The organism is Providencia sp. PROV150 (genome assembly GCF_028481025.1).
GTDB classification, from domain to species: Bacteria; Pseudomonadota; Gammaproteobacteria; order Enterobacterales; family Enterobacteriaceae; genus Providencia; species Providencia hangzhouensis.
The window spans coordinates 1-17,964 of the sequence record NZ_JAMPPJ010000005.1; the positions used below are offsets into that span (position 1 = coordinate 1).

Genomic DNA, 17,964 nt, shown 5'->3' on the forward strand with positions numbered 1-17,964 from the left:
ACGGATTTGCAGAAGCTGAAGAATGAAGTTGAAACAAAAACAGCTTTAATGAATCAAGCCAGCGACCAACAGATTAAAGCGCTGACGGCAGATTTAAACAAACAACTCGCTTTGCTGAAGCAAAAAGAAGACGGGTTGAAGAAAGCTGAAACGGAAAGTAAAGTAACTCGTGAGGCGCTCGCCAAACAGCAAGCAGATGCAAAAGCGTTAGCGGAGAAAAACCAGCAGCTTGTTACGCAACTGAAACAGAAAGCGCAGCAAGCAGATAAGATCCAAGCATCTTTAGCAGAGCAAACTGCCAAATTAGCACAAAAAATTACGTTAGAGTCTGAATTAGCAACAGCAAAAAAACAGTTGGCTGAGCAGCAAGCAGCACAGAATGTTTTATCAAAACAATATGTTGAGAGCCAAAAGCAACAGCAACAATTGCAAGAAAACTTAAAACAAAATGAACAAAATTTTGTTAATGCTCAAAAACAATTGGAACAGGCTAATGCAGAACTGCTGAAATTACAAAAAGATGTTGAAAAACAAACAGCGCTAGTAGGTCAAGCAAGTGACAAGCAAGTTAAAGCGTTAACTGCGGACTTAAATAAACAAGTTACATTATTGAAAGAAAAAGAAAGCGCTATTGCCAAGTTAGAATCTGAGAAAAAATCAATTAGTGACGCTCTTGCTGCCCAAGAAAGTGAGAAGAAAAAACTTGACCAGCAAAACCAGCAATTTACTAAGCAGACTAAGGCTCAAGAAGACAAAATCAGCAAACTTGAAAGTGATATTGCGGCTAAAACAAAGAAACAGTCTGAAATTGAGCAAAAACTGACAGACACGAATAAACTTCTTGGTGATTTAAAAGCGAACTCTCAAAAAGAGTTGGCATTAGCACAAGAGAAATTGAAAAAACTACAAACGGAATTGGATTCAAGTAAATCCATTTCGAGTGATGAAGCTTTAAAATCACAAATTATGGCGTTAAATCGACAGATAACTCAATTACAAAATGAAAATGATGCATTAAAAGCAAGAGGTGGTTCGAAATCGAGTACTGGTCTGGCTGGGCGAATTCCTCCTAGCAAAGATGCAAAAGTGATTGCCGCAGAAAATGCGAAGAAAAACCAAAAAATTATTGAGCAAATTACCGCTCAAAAATACAGTAAGCTCGATAGCAATACTTACTATAAAATCATTCAAGTTGGCTCACCGATAAAAGACGTGAAAAATAAAGACGTGACTTTTATTATGAGAGAGCAATTAACTGACGGTAAGGTTACGGTGTTGTATACCGATCAAAACCCTGTCACATTACCTTATAATCAGTTACCTGCACCATTAAACTCCTTTGTCGAACGAGCAGGGGAAGGGGGAATGGTTAAAGTCTATATTAAACCTGAAGGTGGGTATGGCGTTGAAGGCATACCAGGTGAGGTACCACCAAACTCCATGTCAATTATTGATTTAAAAATAATCAAAGCGAAATAGCATAGCTTTTATTTAAGGTTATCTTAAAGGTAATTTGTCACTGAAAGGCAAATTACCTTTTTTGTGATGTATCAATCTGAAAGAAGTATAAGAAGTATAAGAAGTATAAGAAGTATAAGAAGTATAAGAAGTGAATGTGAATATTTAAAGGAAGGATTTGATGTTTGCCTTTCTGCCAGATTATAGTGAAGTTTAAACTTCTATAACTGACAGGGCATGAGTTAGAGTCTTACTGAGCGGTTAAGCTGCTATTCTTGACCGACTCGGTGTGTAGCCAAACCGTTTTCGATAAGTTTGGGTGAAGTAAGATTGACTTGAAAAGCCTGCTTCCATAGAAACCTCTACAATACTCATTGTAGTATTAATTAACAACTGGTGTGCATACATAATACGTTTTTCACTGATCCATGCGCGTGGTGACGTTGCATAAACGGTATTGAACAGTTCTTTAAATGTTGTTAATCCCATACCAAAAGTACGTGCGAACTCACTTAATTTCCACTCTTTAAGATAATTATTTTCCATAAACATTTGTAGACGTTCTATTTGGCGACTACTTAGCTGTCTAAAATTAGATAGCAATAAAGCACCTTGTTCACTGTAGCTTAGTAATAACAGTAATTCACTAACTCGGAGTGAGAAAATGACGTCAGGGTATTCGTTATTAACAAATGTATTTAAGCTTGATTTGATTTCTTCAATGAGAGGGGATGAATTAAATTTAATGATATCACAGGGTAAGCCTTCATTGCGGTCTATTTCGCTTAACTCAGTGCCATGATTGGCGATGAAACTACGCAAAAAGTTATCATCCAAGGATATCCAAAGTAATTTGCAACTTGTTGTTTCAGTGAGCTGTAATGAGTAAGCTCCCTGCTTGTGATATAAAATATCGCCTTCATTTAAAGATTGTGAGTTAGCTGGGGTTTCTAGTAACACAGAGCCTTGTTCTATGATTAAAAGCCCTTTAGTTTCTAAGTCAATAATGTTATGGGCCGCGTTACTATCAATGTTTATCTGTTTAATGAAGTGTCGATTTGGTGAGTTTATTGCTTGCATGACTATACCTTTTTAATCGTATTTAAATATAAATTCAAAATAAAATATTCAACTATTCCTATCTGGTGATATAAAGCATGGATGTTATTAGTATGATTGAAATTATATAAATCGATTAATTTTGTGTCACATTATAATTCTAAATATAAATAAATGTTTCTAAATATACTTTTTTCGAGTTGTTTTTGTGAATTGCTCGGTATTTTTTGTGTCATTGGTGGGGTAATTTAATTATTATACTTATAATTTTAATTAGTTTGGATTTTTAATCTGAATTGATAAAATTAGTCGTATGTTAATATGTTATCGTTTTTTACACCTAAACCGTGTTTTTTTTCTGCTTTTTGCTTACTTGTCATTTTTAGCATAGTAATATGAATTTTAGCTATACTAATGATGACTCTAAATTTCGGTAAAACTATTATTTATTAATTTTATTAATGTAATTAATGGTTGTTAATCTAAGTTATTTATTTTTTTAATCGATATGATTTATTTAATTTATTAAGATGTGTGGGTATTGCTGTTTATTTGTGACTTGAGTCTCATTTATTAATTGATAGGTTTCTGTAATTGCTTTAATAGGTATTTTAAATATATATTTTTATAAATAGTTCCTTAGAGTTACTACTTGTTGTTCGCCATTTTTCAACATCTTTGTGCTTTATTATTTCTCCTCATGTTGTACTTTGCTTTAAATAGAGGACTAAGCTTGAGCTATAGGCTCACTAATTATGGCTCTTGTTTCTGAGTTGCTCGCTTGCTTACTTTAGCTGGTAAATCAGGGACTGGTTTACGATCATCAAGTAAATGACGTATAGCGAGAATTGGGTGATGGATTAACATCTTCGGGCCAGCCCAGCGCATAACTAGCTTCATCTGCTCTCTCATTTTGGGTTGGTAACAATGGATTGGACATTGTTTACATGCTGGTTTTTCTTCTCCATATCGGCATTTTTCTAATCTATTAACGGCATAGGAAAATAGTTTTTGATAAAAATCAGGTGATTCTGCTGGTGCTGGATAGGCTTTCTCATAGATTTTTATCATTTTTTCAATCGTTTTAATTTCACGGTGTATGCGTTTGCCAACCATAGAAAATTCTCTATAAAAACAAAACATATATTTAATATACAATTTATGGCTGATTTATGATAATTTTTTTGTGTTTTTATTGATGGGACTCAATAAAATGGTGAGTTCTTCGACGTAATAAAAAGAGGGTAATAAAAAAATACCCTCTTATATTAGTGTGAAACAACGCTAGCTAACATTAAATGATCGATAGAATATCATTATCTTTTAGGATGTTAGCCCAGTTTTTGAATTTCATTATTTGAGAAAAACAACTAATACTATTATCGTAATAACCTATTGACTCGAGAGCATTATTTTTTGCATTTCATCTTTAAGATGTAATTTTTCTTTTTTTAGCTTAGCGACATGCTCATTGTAACCAGCACCAGAAGGCCCTTCTAATTTACTGATTTCTTTGTCGAGTTGATGATGTTTTTCATAAAGAGTTTGAAAACGGGGATGTGTAGAGATTAATTTTGAAACTAAATCTTGATCTGCTGATAACATACTACCTCCTCAGAATATATTAAGCCTCAGTTTCAGTATAAACAGTGCATGCATTTTGTACATCCAAATAGCTTGTAATTTACATAATTTTTATTAGTTTTATGATCCTTCTACTAGAATTAAGTAGTATTACATGGCTTTTACCTGAGTTATCTATATTTTTGTAATTAAGAATCATCTATAGTGATAATTACGGTGTAAATGACTTAACATGGATAAAAGACTGGTTTTAAAAATTGGTTTTGTGTTCTTAAATAGGAATAAATAATGAAAAAAGCGATTTTATCTGTAATGGCGGCGGCACTAATTTCATCTTGTGCAGTAGCAACGGAAGATTTGGAAAAGATCGCGCCATACCCAAAAGCAGAATCGGGTATGACTCGTCATGTGATTGAATTAACCAAGCAACAAAATGAAAATGACTTTATGATTGAGTTAGTTATTGGAAAAACGATCAAAGCAGATTGTAACCGCCAATGGTTTATGGGTGATCTAGACAGAAAGACGTTGGAAGGCTGGGGCTATGATTATTATAAACTCGACGAAGTAAAAGGCCCTGCATCTACTATGATGGGATGCTCTGAGCCTGCAAAAGACCGTTTTGTGACGACTCAATTAGGCGATGATGCATTTGTGCGTTATAACAGTAAATTACCGATTGTGGTTTATGCTCCGAAAGATATGCAAGTAAAATATCGTATCTGGTCTACAGACGATAAATTAATTGATTCAGTTACAAAATAAATATTAAAGAAAATGCCGCGTTTAGCGGCATTCAGACTGCTGACAAACATATTATGTTTGGCGGTAAGTCTAATAGGTTTTGAAAATAAATCAGGAAAATCAATTTATTGATTTTCGGCTGATAACACAAAGCGGGAAAAACCACGCTTTTATCCCGCTTTGTCAACAACCTCAAATGCCGCATTTAGCGGCATTTTTTATAGAAACCAATTTAGCGAATAACGAAGACAGATGTTTTCGCATGGCGCACGATTGCAGAGGCTGTTGAACCTAATAAATAGGTTGAAGTGCTTGGGTGATGGGAGCCAACAACAATGAGATCTGCGCTAATTTCTTGCGCATAATCTAAAATTTCATCTTTAGCTGAACCAATACCAATTTTGCAGTTAATCCGTTCATCAGCAACTTTGATATCTTTAATGACTTCTTCTAACGCACGCATTGCAAGGATTGAGCGTTCCGCAGAATCTTTGTTGCTTTCTGGTAATGCGGCAATTTCAATACCAAAAAATAACTCAAGGCTCGGAATAACGGATAGAAAATGAATTTCAGCTGAGCTTAGTTGCGCTAGTGCCTCAACGTGTTTGATGATCTCTTGGTTTAATTCATCTTCTAACAAATCAATAGGGACTAGGATTTTTTTATACATAGCTACCTCATTTTCGTATTATTTAAAATTAATTACAAAAGGTTATCTACAATATACTATAAGTTAAATGAAAAGTAATAAATGCTATAACGTGCGCATTTATAGCGATAATCTAAAAATGACATAGCTTCTTCTTTGAAAAGAAAGAATAATTATTATCAACTCTCAGTGTTATTTACAAATCACACAGAGACTTTTAACAAAATATATGCGAAGATCGCGGTAATTTGCTTAACTAATTGATTTAAATGTATTATTTGAATGATAATTGTTTTGTTTTTCATTAAAGAACCCATTTTATGACTATGAATAATGCTTCAACACAGAAAAAAAGTGATTTTGAAATCCAACAAATAAAATTTAAAGCCGCAAAAAAAAGTACCTTAGTCAGTGTTGTCGTAAATATTTTCTTATCGATTTGGCAGATAATTGTTGGTATTTTTTCTCATTCTTCCGGGTTAGTCGCTGACGGTATTCATACATTATCGGATTTGGTCGCTGATTTTGTGGTGCTGATAGCCAATAAGAAAAGCCACAAGAAGCCAGATGAAGACCATCCATATGGTCATTTTCGTTATGAAAATGGCGCTTCATTAATATTAGGTATTATTTTATTAATTGTGGGCGTGGGAATGGTTTGGTCAGCGATTGAAAAATTACTGAAACCTGAGTTAATTCCTGAAGTTCACTCAATTGCATTGATTGTTGCACTGATTGCTTTAGTCGCAAAAGAGGGGCTGTTTCGCTATATGTTGCATGTCGCGAAAAAAGTAAACTCCAGTATGTTAGTGGCGAATGCATGGCATGCTCGTTCCGATGCGGCTTCCTCCCTAGTGGTGGCCATTGGTATTGTTGGTAGCCTGTGTGGGTTTAAAATTTTTGACCCACTGGCCGCGTTGATTGTAGGGACATTTGTTTTTCGGATGGGGTTTAAATTCACCAATCAATCCATGCAAGATTTAATGGATAAAGGCGCAGACGAAGAAACTTTGCAGGAAATCCGTTCTGTTTTGGATAATATTAGTGAGTTATCGGGATATCATGATTTAAAAACACGTAAATCGGGTGACTTTTTATTGGTGGATGTGCATTTAGAGCTTGATGGAAATATGAGTATTACTGTTGGCCATGAAATTGCGGTAAATGTGCGTAAAAAATTGATGGAAAACCCATTAATTTTGGATGTTATGACCCACCTTGACCCGTATGACAAAGACGCTAAGCATTAATCATACATTTATTTTATTTTTCGATAAAAACCGAGCTTTAAAGTGGCTCGGTTTTTTATTGCAAGCTATTATGTAAAATCAACACATTAATTATTGCACCTGATTGATAACAAGGCGAAAATTAATAAGCAGTTTCAAGATGGCACAATAAGGTATTTGTTTCAAAATATAGGGCAAATGTAGCAAACCCCAAAAAATGCTCTCTATAGTGATTATTGAACGATTGAGGAAAAAATGCGGTTAACTCAAGAACAATGTCAGACATTTCGCGCCCCAAAGGTTATTGCCCTTACTAATCAAAATGGTATGAAGGTTATTCTCAGTAGCCTAGGAGCTAGTTGGGTTAGCTGTATACTTCCGCTAGCAACAGGAAAACGAGATGTTGTTTTAGGTTCACCCAATATGGCTAAACAGATGGAACAAGGGGTATACCTTGGTTCAATCGTTGGGCGAGTTGCTAACCGCATAAACAATTCACAATTCACGCTAAATGAACAGCATTATCAACTTGCGAATAACCAAGGTGTACATTGCTTGAATGGTGGAAAACACAGTTTTAGCCATCGCATATGGGGTATTTTTCAACCAACACCTCAAAAAGCTGTTTTTTCTTTGACGTCGCCTGTTGGTGATCAAGGCTTTCCGGGGCAGTTAGACGTTGAAGTGAGCTATGAACTCACAGAAGATAATCAAGTCGTTATTCACCATACTTATCAATCGACAGAAGCTTGCCCTGTTAATCTTGCGAATCACATCTACTTTAACTTAGCGGGGGAGGACTCGGTCAGAACGGCTTTGGAACATGATTTATATATTGATGCAGACCAATATTTGCCGACAGATATGGACGGTATCCCAACGGGAGAGTGGTATAACGTTGCAGATACAAATTTTGATTTTCGCCAAAGTAAACGGATTGGCCGAGATTTCTTACAAGATGATGACCAACGTCGAGTTGGGGGGTATGACCATACGTTTATATTAAACAATACATTAACCGATGGTCTGCAGACGGTGGCAACCCTCGGGGCACCAAGTGGTGATGTGCGGCTAAATATCGCAACCACGCAGCCTGCATTACATGTGTACAGTGGAAATAACCTGCTTGCAACGTCGGGGAAAACACGAACGTATGTCCCTTATTCAGGGGTAGTGATAGCAACTCAGTTTCCAGCAGATGCAATCAATCACCCTGAGTGGGGAGAACAATACAGTTCGATTGCATTTCCTCAAAAAATGTATCAAAACCAAACGCGTTACCAATTTGTTTTCTAATACAATAGTGAATATTCAGCGCCTCTATATTAAGGCGCTGAATTACTCGCCAGTTAATGCTCGCCAGTTAATAATTTCCTTAGTCTTAAATAACGAATAGATCCATATATTCATTGACGGGCATTTTTTCTAGCATTGGTTTATCGAGAGAGGCTTTTAAAATTCGAATTTGTTGAGCCTCTGGGAATTGCCTTGCTAAATTAATTCTAAATTTATTTAATAACAATGGCATCCCTTCTTTACGGCGGCGTTTATGGCCAACAGGATATTCGATAACAACTTCATCAAGCACTTGCCCATCCTTCAATGTAATGGTTAACCCATTGCTAATCGAACGTTTTTCAGGGTCATGATAGTCTCGGGTAAACTGTGCATCTTCAGTGCAATGCATTTTTGCACGTAATGCATCAATACGCTCATCTTTGGCAATATTATCTTCATAATCAGCAGCCGTTAAACGACCAAAAATTAATGGGATAGCGACCATATATTGAATGCAATGGTCACGATCTGCTGGGTTATGTAATGGGCCTTTTTTATCAATGATACGAATACAAGCTTCATGAGTGCGTATGGCAATAGACTCAATATCTTGAGCCGTTTTTCCTGATTTTTCGAGGGTTTGGTGGAGTTGTAACGCTGCCTCTACTGCTGTTTGGGAATGAAACTCAGCAGGGAAAGAAATCTTAAACAACACATTTTCCATAACATAGGAGCCATAAGGGCGTTGAAAACGCAGAGGTTGTCCATTAAATAAAACATCGTAGAAGCCCCAGGTTTTAGCCGTTAGCGCCGTTGGATAGCCCATTTCCCCTTTTTGAGCCATTAAAGCCAGCCGTACAGCACGGGAGGTGGCGTCACCTGCCGCCCATGACTTGCGAGACCCTGTATTGGGGCTGTGGCGGTAGGTACGTAAGCTGTGACCATCAATCCACGCTTGGGAAACAGCATTGAGAATTTGTTCTCTTTCCAGCCCCAATAGATGAGAAACAACCGCAGTTGATGCCACTTTGACTAAAATAACATGGTCGAGCCCGACTTGGTTAAAGGCATTTTCTAGTGCGATGCAGCCTTGAATTTCATGCGCTTTAATTAATGCAGTCAAAACATCTCTAATAACTAGCGGGGGCTTGCCTTTCGCAATGTTTTCACGAGAAAGCCAATCCGCAGTGGCTAAAATACCACCAAGGTTATCCGACGGGTGGCCCCATTCGGCAGCCAGCCAAGTGTCATTAAAGTCGAGCCAACGGCACATTGTGCCAAGATTAAATGCGCCTTGCACTGGGTCTAATTGAAATTGGGTGCCTGGGATTTTTGTGCCATTTGGCACAATCGTACCTGGAACGATAGGCCCTAATAATTTTTTACATGCAGGGTATTCAAGGGATTCCATACCGCAACCAAGGGTATCGAGCAGGCAATGATAAGCCGTATCATAGGCGAGGTCAGAAATAATTGGGTAATCCATTACATAATCAACAATATCGCTGATCACTTTATCAAATTCAATTTGTTGCGAACGCACGGTTTGTGTTGTCATTAGGTTACCTTTTAACGCTGTTCTATAGGAGTAAATAATTGATTTTCAGGACCAATATAGTTGGCTGAAGGACGAATAATTTTATTATCTTGTCGTTGCTCAATAATATGTGCTGACCAGCCAGCGGTACGTGCCATAACAAATAATGGGGTAAACATGGCGGTGGGAATGCCCATAAGGTGATAAGCCACAGCAGAAAACCAATCTAAATTTGGAAACATGTTTTTTTCACGTTTCATTACGGATTCAATTCGATCCGCAACGGTATAAAGATGTCGATTTAGGCTCTGTTCTGATAACTGTAAAGCGACAGACTTGATAATAGGGTGGCGGGGGTCTGCGAGGGTATAAACGGGGTGGCCAAACCCAATGATAACCTCACTATTTTTAACGCGCGCTGTAATATCTTGTTCTGCTTCCTCCATTGAGGCATAACGTTGCTGAATTTCTAATGAAACTTCATTTGCCCCCCCGTGTTTTGGGCCACGCAAAGCGGCAATTGCACCTGTCATCGCAGAGTAAAAATCCGTGCCTGTTCCCGCAATAACCCTTGCTGCGAATGTCGATGCGTTAAATTCATGTTCTGCGTATAAAATTGCCGCAATATGCATAAATTTTTCCCATTGAGCAGGGGGCTTTTTACCGTGTAATAGATGCAAGAAATGCGCACCAATTGAATCATCATCTGTTTGGGTTTCAATACGTCTTCCATGGTGGCTAAAGTGATACCAATACAACAACATCGAACCCAGTGACGCTAATAAGCGATCTGCTATATCCCTAGCACCGGAAAAAGGGTGAGATTCTTTTTCGGGTAACACGCAGCCCATCATTGATACGCCTGTGCGCATGACGTCCATTGGGTGCGCGTTCGCGGGTATGGATTCTAACGTTTGTTTAACACTTGCCGGTAACCCTCGAAGAGATTGCAACTTTTCTTTATATGCAACGAGTTCGGTTGCTGTCGGCAGCCTTTCATGGATGAGCAAATGCGCGATTTCTTCAAATTCACATTGTGTGGCTAAGTCGTGAATGTCAAACCCGCGATAATGCAGGTCATTACCATTACGCCCAACGGTACAAAGTGCGGTATTTCCGGCAGTAATACCTGAAAGTGCAACGGATTTTTTAGGTTTAAATTGAGGTGTTTCAGTACGACTAAGTTGTTCATTCATCATTTATTCCTTGTAGGGGACAGAGGCGATGCAACTTTTAGTAATGATAAGTGCTTAAAAATTAGGATTTATTCTTGGAAAATAACGCATCCAGTTTTTGTTCATAATCGTAATAATGAATACTTTGATACAGCTCTTCTCGAGTCTGCATAAGTGGAATGACACTTTTTTGAGTGCCCTCTTTGCGTAATGTTGTATAAACCTGTTCAGCGGCTTTATTCATGGCTCGAAACGCAGACAGTGGATACAGCGCAATGGCAATGTCAACACTGCGTAGTTCATCAAGAGTAAATAAAGGGGTTTGACCAAATTCAGTTAAATTGGCCAGTACGGGAGCTGAGGTATTACTTGTAAACTGTTGATACATAGAAAGCTCAGTAATTGCCTCTGGAAAAAGCATGTCCGCACCGGCTTCTAAGTAGGCTTGTGCACGTTCCAGTGCGGCATCAATGCCTTCGACCGCTAATGCATCGGTTCGAGCCATAATGACAAAGCTGTCATCGGTTCGTGCATCAACAGCCGCCTTGATGCGGTCGACCATCTCTTGTGTCGAAACAATTTCTTTATTAGGACGATGGCCACAACGTTTTGCACCCACTTGGTCTTCAATATGCAACCCTGCCGCACCGGCTTTACAAAAGGATTTCACCGTGCGGGCGACATTAAAAGCAGAAGGGCCAAAGCCAATATCGGCATCGACCATAAGTGGTAAGTCACATACATCAGTAATGCGTCGAATATCAATTAAAACATCATCTAACGTTGAAATACCTAAGTCCGGCATGCCCAGTGACCCCGCAGCGACGCCACCTCCAGATAAGTAAATAGCTTTATAGCCAGCTTGTTTTGCAAGGAGCGCGTGGTTGGCATTGATAGTTCCAACGAGCTGCAATGGAGATTCTTGCTTGATAGCCTCACGAAATTTTTGTCCTGCACTAAATGACGACATAATAGCCTCATATGATGTTAATTAATTGTAATGAAATTGAGATAACTATAGTCATATAGCAATTGACGTGCCAATCTGGCTCTAAATTACATGGGTATGCAAATGTGTTTAAAATCAAACTGATATTGTTTTTTTTGATTTGTGACGGGAAAAACAATTTTAAAATAATCGGTTGGTGTGTTTCGTTGAAACAAGATATTGTCAATTGAAACATAAATGAAACATGGTAAGAAGGTATGGCGATGATGGAAAAACCGATTATTTGGACTGTTTCAGTGTCTCGGTTATTTACACTGTTTCGAGATATCAGCCCTGAATTTAGTGAACAAGCGGAAATCACCCCACTAAACCTTGGTTTTGAGCAGGCGGTAGAGGCCGTGCATCAACGATTACAGGGTGGACATTGTGATGCCATCATTAGTGCAGGTTCAAATGGTGCTTATTTAAAAAGCCATGTTTCAGTTCCTGTTATTATCGTGAAAATTAGTGGGTTCGATGTCATGCAAGCATTGGCCAAAGCCCGAGAGATTAGCGATAAAGTCGGGATCATTAATTATAAAAAAACACTTTCCTCATTAGATGAATTTCAGCAACGTTTTGGTTTGCAAATTGAACAGCGTAGTTATGTCACCGCAGAAGATGCAAGATCTCAGCTTAAGGCATTAAAAGCAATGGGAATTTCTGTTGTTGTAGGGGCTGGACTCATCATGGATTTAGCTGATGAAATGGGGATGACAGGGGTTTTTGTCTATTCCACACAAACCATACGACAAGCATTCTCAGACGCTATCGAATTAAGCCGAATGTCGAGGCGTGAAAACCATTCGCAAGACAAATATCTCCCTCCTAATCCCGCAAAAGTCCGTTATACCATTAATGACCTGATTGGTTCGTCATTACCGATGGAACGTGTTAGGCAAACTATTATGTTGTACGCACGTTCTGATGCAACAGTATTGATTCAAGGTGCGAGTGGAACTGGGAAAGAGATGGTGGCGCAAGCGATTCATCACGAATATACCTTATTTAATCAACATAAGCGCAGTAAACAGCAAATGCCTTTTGTGGCCGTGAATTGCGGGGCGATCCCTGAAACATTATTAGAAGCCGAATTATTTGGCTATGAAGAAGGAGCCTTTACTGGCTCTCGCCGGGGTGGCCGAGCAGGGCTATTTGAACTGGCGAATGGGGGAACACTGTTCTTAGATGAAATTGGTGAAATGCCGATTGCATTACAAACAAAATTATTACGAGTGCTCGAAGAGCGTTCTGTCGTGCGTGTTGGGGGGTATAAACCGTTAAAAGTCAATGTACGAGTCATTTGTGCGACTCATTGCGATTTAGATCGTTGGGTAAGAGAAGGGCATTTTCGTGCCGATCTATTTTATCGGCTCGGGGTATTGAGAATGCGAGTTCCAGCACTCAATGAACGTGGCGATGATATTTTTGTATTAGCGGAGCGGTTACTTAAGTTAGCCTTTGCAGGCTTAATGCAGCCGTTGCCTTCTTTTCGTGTACAGCAGTTAATTGCGTGTAAACGCTTTTTTGTTGAGTATTCATGGCCCGGTAATGTGCGAGAACTCAGAAACTTAATGGAGCGAGTTGCACTTTATTGTAGCGCATACCCCGAAAAGGCCATTAGTGAGGAAATGTTGGCGAGTCTATCTCCTGAGCGCAAATGGGATGCAACAAGCCATGAGGTTGTTATCGATAAAAGTAAGGAACCGCTTACTGACGTGATGAATAGGTTTGGTGGTGATCGTAAAGCCGTAGCTCAGTACTTAGGTATTAGCAGAACAACCCTGTGGCGGCGTCTTTCTTTATTAGAGAAAGCAAATCAGGTAAATCACGATACTAAATAATAATTAATTTGTATTCATTCAGGAGGGGGGGTGATTAAAAGGTAATGGATTAGTGAGAGTGCCATAAAGGAGATAATTAGGTTGTTTTTATTCATGGAATCATTGAATACTACTTGTTGAATTAAATTCATTCAGTCGTGTTTAGTGACAAATAAATTATTTTGTTATTAAGTGCTTTTAGGATTTTTTCCATATGACTTAAGTTGTATCAAATCGTAACAAAAAACAGTGATGTTTATATTTATCTATTATTTTGATTTTTAAGTATTACTTTTGTTTTTCTTGTTGTTCTTTCACTAAATTCACTATCGTAAAAAACGTGATTTTTCTCACATAAATTATTTTGCTAGTCACCATTAGATTTTCTCATTTTAACTTCATGATTGAACGTTCTATATTGCGCTCAAATTAGTCCTATCTTTGTTTTTTTACTACTGCACTAATCGCCGAAATGTGTTCTTTCTTGAGAACACAATGTTGTCGTATTCAACGATGTAGTTGCAGCGCATATTATTTATTTTGTTAGTTGGAGAGTTGGGCGTGAATCAGTCCACTACTATCATGCGCAAACGCGACAATGCATTCGTTCCTGTTGCAGGGTTAACGATTTTTGCTATTGCATCGGGTTATTTAATGAGCTTAATCCCATTATCGATGGGAAGTTTTGGTATTGATACGCAATATGCGGGTTGGTTAGCGAGTGCGTATTATATTGGTTTATTAATTGGCTCAATGTTAATTGAACCAATTATTGCCAAAATAGGCCATCGTCTCGCCTTTATTGGCTTTTTATTGATGCTTGCCGCGACAGTTATTGTACTGCCGTGGACCCCGACCATTGAAGCTTGGTTGCCAAACCGCTTAGTTGCAGGGGTTGCAGTGGCGGGGATTTTTGTGGTTGTCGAATCTTGGTTATTGATTGGCGATAATCCGAAAGAGCGTGCTAAACGTTTAAGTTTTTATATGACGTCATTGTATGGCGGAACCACTCTTGGCCAGCTTGCTATTGGTGTTATTGGAACCCATGGTGCTTATCCGTTTATGGTGGTATTAGGGTTATTATTATTAGCGGTAATGCCACCGTTATTAGTACGTCAAGGCCAGCCAGAAAGTGGTTCGCATCAAAAACTGTCATTGAAAAAAATTGCTCGTTTAAGTAAACCTGCAATTATCGGTTGTATGGTTTCTGGTATTACCATGGGGACTATCTATGGGTTAATGCCGTTATCATTGAAAAAAGACCAATTCACCACCGACCAAGTCGGTGTGTTGATGGCTTCAATTATTCTTGGTGGGATGTTAATACAGCCAGTTGTTAGCAAATTATCTGTTTTAATGAGTAAAACCTTATTACTTGCGATGGTTTCATTATTAGGTGTTTTTGCTATGGGTGTTATTTATATTTCGAGTGACTACTTAGTTATGATTGTCGCTTTAGCGCTACTCGGTATGTCAACTTTTGCCCTATATCCTGTGGCGATAACGTTGGCGTGTGATAACTTAGATTCCTCCTATATCGTCGCAGCAACACAAGTGATGCTGTTTAGTTACAGTATAGGTTCAGCAATGGGGCCTATCGCAGCAGGGACGTTTTTAGGCCAACATAATGGTTTAGTGAATTTCTTCTTTATTGTGCTGTTAGTGACTGCGATTTATATGTTAATTGCGAGCTTACGTCGTAAAGCCAGTGTGTTAGCAAATTAATTTTATCGACAAATAAAACTGCTAAATAAAAGGCTCTGTGAATTACTTACAGGGCCTTTTTGTCGTTCTAATTATTTCTTTTTATTGACGGTTGAAGGTGACAGTTGTGCTTCAATGGGTGAATGCTTTGTATTACGTACAATGCGTTGCTCCCAAAGCTCCCCTAATTTGAAATCCCATGATAGCGGTGATATTTCTGTTCTACCTGCATTTGGGGCAAATGTAAGTTCGCTGAAATACAAGGTATTTTCATCAGACATCAAAAAATCCGCACGGCAATAATCAAAAGGTGTGACGAGTATTTCCGCTAACCGTAACATTTCTTTGAATAGTGGTGGCTCAGATACGGGTTCCAGCATGTTTGGATAACCAAAAGTCACGGGTTGTAACTGCCAGTTGATATCATAAATATTAATAAATTCATTGCCAAATTCGTCTGAGTAATCAATCTCTGCATAGGCAGGCTTACCAGAGAAGCAATGGATCCTGCATGTTTCTGGTACTAACTTCCGGTTTTTATTAGCGAATAAATCAATATATTCTTCACACATAATTTGTGCGGGAATAGTTTTATAATGACGTTCTCGAGTAATATAGTAAAGGTTTTTAGTTAAATGAAAATCTAATTTATTTTTAGCTTTTAGCCAGTCAAAGTGTGCTTTATCGCGACAAATAATGCTACTACCACTGTCGTGATTGCATTTTAAAACGAAACGCTCTGGCAGTTTGTTTAGATCAATTTCATCGACACTTTTATAAGTGGCGATGATAGGTACTAAATATTCATTTCCTATTGTTCGTGAGATATATTCCCTTACCGCGAGTTTATCTGCAAATTGTGAATATAATGGATTTTTATCTCGCAACATTCTGAAATTTACTTTCTCATTAAAACTTTTTGGGGCTTTAAAATCAGGGCGGTAATTGAGTTTTTTAGTAAATTTATTAGTGAGATATGTTTTGTCACTCACTATGAGTGTACGTAATTTTTTTATAAAATACTCTGCTTTTTTCATGCGAGCACCAACCATTCTAAAATTGTAGTGTGTAATTAAAATCTAATTTTTATTTGATTATATTTTTTATAACTTAAATAAAGCATCAATAAATGTAACGGTCAATTTAATAATTTCTTAATAAATAAATATTAAACAAAAGATAAATAATGTTCATTTTGTTAATAATAGCCGGATATCCGTACACTTTTATATCAATAATTCAATCGATCGTTTTAATTATTCGTCATTAATAATAAGGGTATTGTTTATTTAAAGTGTAACAAAAGTAAAGAAGATAGACCTTAAGGATTTATTTAGATAATGTCCCTCCTAAAATAAGGGAATAGAGGGGACATTTGAGAGAATTGTTATTTATAACTTACTAAGATAACTATTTTAATGGCGGCTGCCCCATCTTTTTTAGGAATCTTATTTGAGCCGCAACGAGTTGTTTGTAATCAATACAACGATATGGCATATCATATTGCTGCGCCAATTGGGCTAAGATGCGAGCTAAAGCAGGGTAATGGCGGTGATGCCAATGAGGAAAAATATGATGTGTAAGATGGTAGTTTAGTCCCCCAGTTAAACGCCATAAATAATGGGGGGTCGGTAGCCAGTCACAAGCCGTGACAAAATTATGATGGTACCAACCATGCTTGATCTGTTTATCTTCAGGCGCAGTGAAAAACTGCGTCTCTGCCCAATGTGTACCGAGTAATAAATAAATGACAAAAATGGATGCAATCATTTGGCTCAATAAGTAAGTGATAAGTATTGTTGTTAAGCTGATCCCATGGCTGTGAGCCACTAGCAGTGGGGTGCCAATCATTAATATTAAGTGACATACTTTGCTACCTAAAAATAGCGTCCAACCCAGTTTACCCTGTAAAACTTTCTGTGTTTTTAAGCGTGTTTTCCCTGTTCTGTCCGACCAATCAAAAACCAGTGCTATCCATGTGAGTGATAATGATGCAACGAAAGGCCAATAAATATGTTGATATTTCATGAAAGGCCGCCAGCGTTGAAATGGCGTTTGGCGGAATATACCATTTTCTTCAGTATCTAAATCATAATGCTCAATGTTGGCATAGTGATGGTGATAATGAACATGGCGTGTACGCCAAAACTCTGGCTCTAAACCTAAAGGTAATGTCACTAAACGGCCAAATAACCGATTTTTCCAGCTTGATTTAAATAAGGTATTATGACAGGCATCGTGCTGGCCAATCACATTCAATAGCATGATGAGTAAAACAAATACAAAATAGGATAATATGTAAATTGAGGTAGATGTTGTTATGAGTGTTGGCAGGTAACTCAGAAGAGCAAAAATAAACAAGATAGCAATTGCAGTAAGATCATATCGGCTGGCAAATACGTGATCTTGCTTAGTTTGCAGATATTCTTGACTAGCTTGTTTTAATGCAGCATGAAATTGTTGTTCGTTAGCATTTGCGAACGTGAGTTCGAAGTCAGTGTGATGCATGCTACTCTCATTTGAGGTTATCTTCTTTTAATTAAAGAGTATATCTTCACTAAGTAAAGCGTCGCAAAATAAATATGAAGGGGGAGAAATATTTCGACTTATTCTGAATCAATTTTTATCAAGAATAATAATTTTTGGTATTTTGGATGAATATTTTTGAGAAATATCGATATAAATTGAGAATTTGTGCAAAGTAAACAATTAAATACGAGTTAACCATTAATTAAA

Annotated in this window: 15 protein-coding genes; 6 read left to right on the top strand and 9 right to left on the bottom strand. The window is 37.7% G+C overall.

Annotated elements, in window-relative coordinates:
- The coding region (locus tag PSE83_RS05080; protein WP_272525296.1) for a hypothetical protein at nucleotides 1-1,479 on the top strand (1,479 nt) is incomplete at its 5' end.
- A 240-nt stretch (nucleotides 1,480-1,719) separates the two neighbouring features.
- On the opposite strand, the gene PSE83_RS05085 is transcribed toward PSE83_RS05080, so the two are convergent.
- The 3 genes from PSE83_RS05085 to PSE83_RS05095 form a co-directional block, all read right to left on the bottom strand.
- Complete coding sequence (locus PSE83_RS05085; RefSeq protein ID WP_004261788.1) at nucleotides 1,720-2,538, bottom strand: helix-turn-helix transcriptional regulator; 819 nt, start codon at nucleotides 2,536-2,538, stop codon at nucleotides 1,720-1,722.
- A gap of 732 nt (nucleotides 2,539-3,270) precedes the next feature.
- Complete coding sequence (locus PSE83_RS05090; protein ID WP_004261780.1) at nucleotides 3,271-3,633, bottom strand: nitrous oxide-stimulated promoter family protein; 363 nt, start codon at nucleotides 3,631-3,633, stop codon at nucleotides 3,271-3,273.
- A 276-nt stretch (nucleotides 3,634-3,909) separates the two neighbouring features.
- On the bottom strand, nucleotides 3,910-4,122 hold the full coding sequence (locus PSE83_RS05095; protein ID WP_004261774.1) for a DUF465 domain-containing protein: 213 nt from the start codon (nucleotides 4,120-4,122) through the stop codon (nucleotides 3,910-3,912).
- Nucleotides 4,123-4,389: 267 nt separating this feature from the next.
- Here PSE83_RS05095 and eco point away from each other — a divergent pair, with 267 nt between their 5' ends.
- Nucleotides 4,390-4,866 (top strand): serine protease inhibitor ecotin, encoded by a 477-nt coding sequence (gene eco / locus PSE83_RS05100; protein WP_096863322.1) that lies wholly within the window; start codon nucleotides 4,390-4,392, stop codon nucleotides 4,864-4,866.
- 211 nt (nucleotides 4,867-5,077) lie between these two features.
- On the opposite strand, the gene PSE83_RS05105 is transcribed toward eco, so the two are convergent.
- On the bottom strand, nucleotides 5,078-5,515 hold the full coding sequence (locus tag PSE83_RS05105; protein WP_004261767.1) for a universal stress protein: 438 nt from the start codon (nucleotides 5,513-5,515) through the stop codon (nucleotides 5,078-5,080).
- 299 nt (nucleotides 5,516-5,814) lie between these two features.
- On the opposite strand from PSE83_RS05105, the gene PSE83_RS05110 reads away from it, so the two are divergent.
- On the top strand, nucleotides 5,815-6,744 hold the full coding sequence (locus PSE83_RS05110; RefSeq protein WP_004261765.1) for a cation diffusion facilitator family transporter: 930 nt from the start codon (nucleotides 5,815-5,817) through the stop codon (nucleotides 6,742-6,744).
- Between the two features lie 234 nt (nucleotides 6,745-6,978).
- On the top strand, nucleotides 6,979-8,019 hold the full coding sequence (locus tag PSE83_RS05115) for a galactose-1-epimerase (protein WP_272660691.1): 1,041 nt from the start codon (nucleotides 6,979-6,981) through the stop codon (nucleotides 8,017-8,019).
- Nucleotides 8,020-8,104: 85 nt separating this feature from the next.
- Here PSE83_RS05115 and PSE83_RS05120 read toward each other — a convergent pair whose 3' ends face one another.
- The 3 genes from PSE83_RS05120 to prpB form a co-directional block, all read right to left on the bottom strand.
- Nucleotides 8,105-9,559, bottom strand: coding sequence for a bifunctional 2-methylcitrate dehydratase/aconitate hydratase (locus PSE83_RS05120; RefSeq protein WP_272660692.1), 1,455 nt, complete (start codon nucleotides 9,557-9,559; stop codon nucleotides 8,105-8,107).
- A gap of 11 nt (nucleotides 9,560-9,570) precedes the next feature.
- Nucleotides 9,571-10,734, bottom strand: a complete 1,164-nt coding sequence (gene prpC / locus PSE83_RS05125) for a bifunctional 2-methylcitrate synthase/citrate synthase (RefSeq protein WP_094962084.1) — start codon at nucleotides 10,732-10,734, stop codon at nucleotides 9,571-9,573.
- A gap of 61 nt (nucleotides 10,735-10,795) precedes the next feature.
- Nucleotides 10,796-11,683, bottom strand: a complete 888-nt coding sequence (gene prpB / locus PSE83_RS05130; protein WP_004261750.1) for a methylisocitrate lyase — start codon at nucleotides 11,681-11,683, stop codon at nucleotides 10,796-10,798.
- Nucleotides 11,684-11,928: 245 nt separating this feature from the next.
- On the opposite strand from prpB, the gene prpR reads away from it, so the two are divergent.
- Together prpR and PSE83_RS05140 are read left to right on the top strand one after the other, a co-directional pair.
- A complete protein-coding gene (gene prpR / locus PSE83_RS05135) occupies nucleotides 11,929-13,545 on the top strand; it encodes a propionate catabolism operon regulatory protein PrpR (RefSeq protein WP_050763775.1) in 1,617 nt (538 codons plus the stop codon).
- 561 nt (nucleotides 13,546-14,106) lie between these two features.
- Nucleotides 14,107-15,249 (top strand): MFS transporter, encoded by a 1,143-nt coding sequence (locus tag PSE83_RS05140; protein WP_004261743.1) that lies wholly within the window; start codon nucleotides 14,107-14,109, stop codon nucleotides 15,247-15,249.
- Between the two features lie 71 nt (nucleotides 15,250-15,320).
- Here the strand turns inward: PSE83_RS05140 and PSE83_RS05145 are convergent, their stop codons facing one another.
- Nucleotides 15,321-16,265 (bottom strand): ATP-grasp fold amidoligase family protein, encoded by a 945-nt coding sequence (locus tag PSE83_RS05145; RefSeq protein WP_036958454.1) that lies wholly within the window; start codon nucleotides 16,263-16,265, stop codon nucleotides 15,321-15,323.
- Between the two features lie 373 nt (nucleotides 16,266-16,638).
- Nucleotides 16,639-17,736 (bottom strand): fatty acid desaturase family protein, encoded by a 1,098-nt coding sequence (locus tag PSE83_RS05150; protein ID WP_004261738.1) that lies wholly within the window; start codon nucleotides 17,734-17,736, stop codon nucleotides 16,639-16,641.
- Nucleotides 17,737-17,964: the final 228 nt, after the last annotated feature.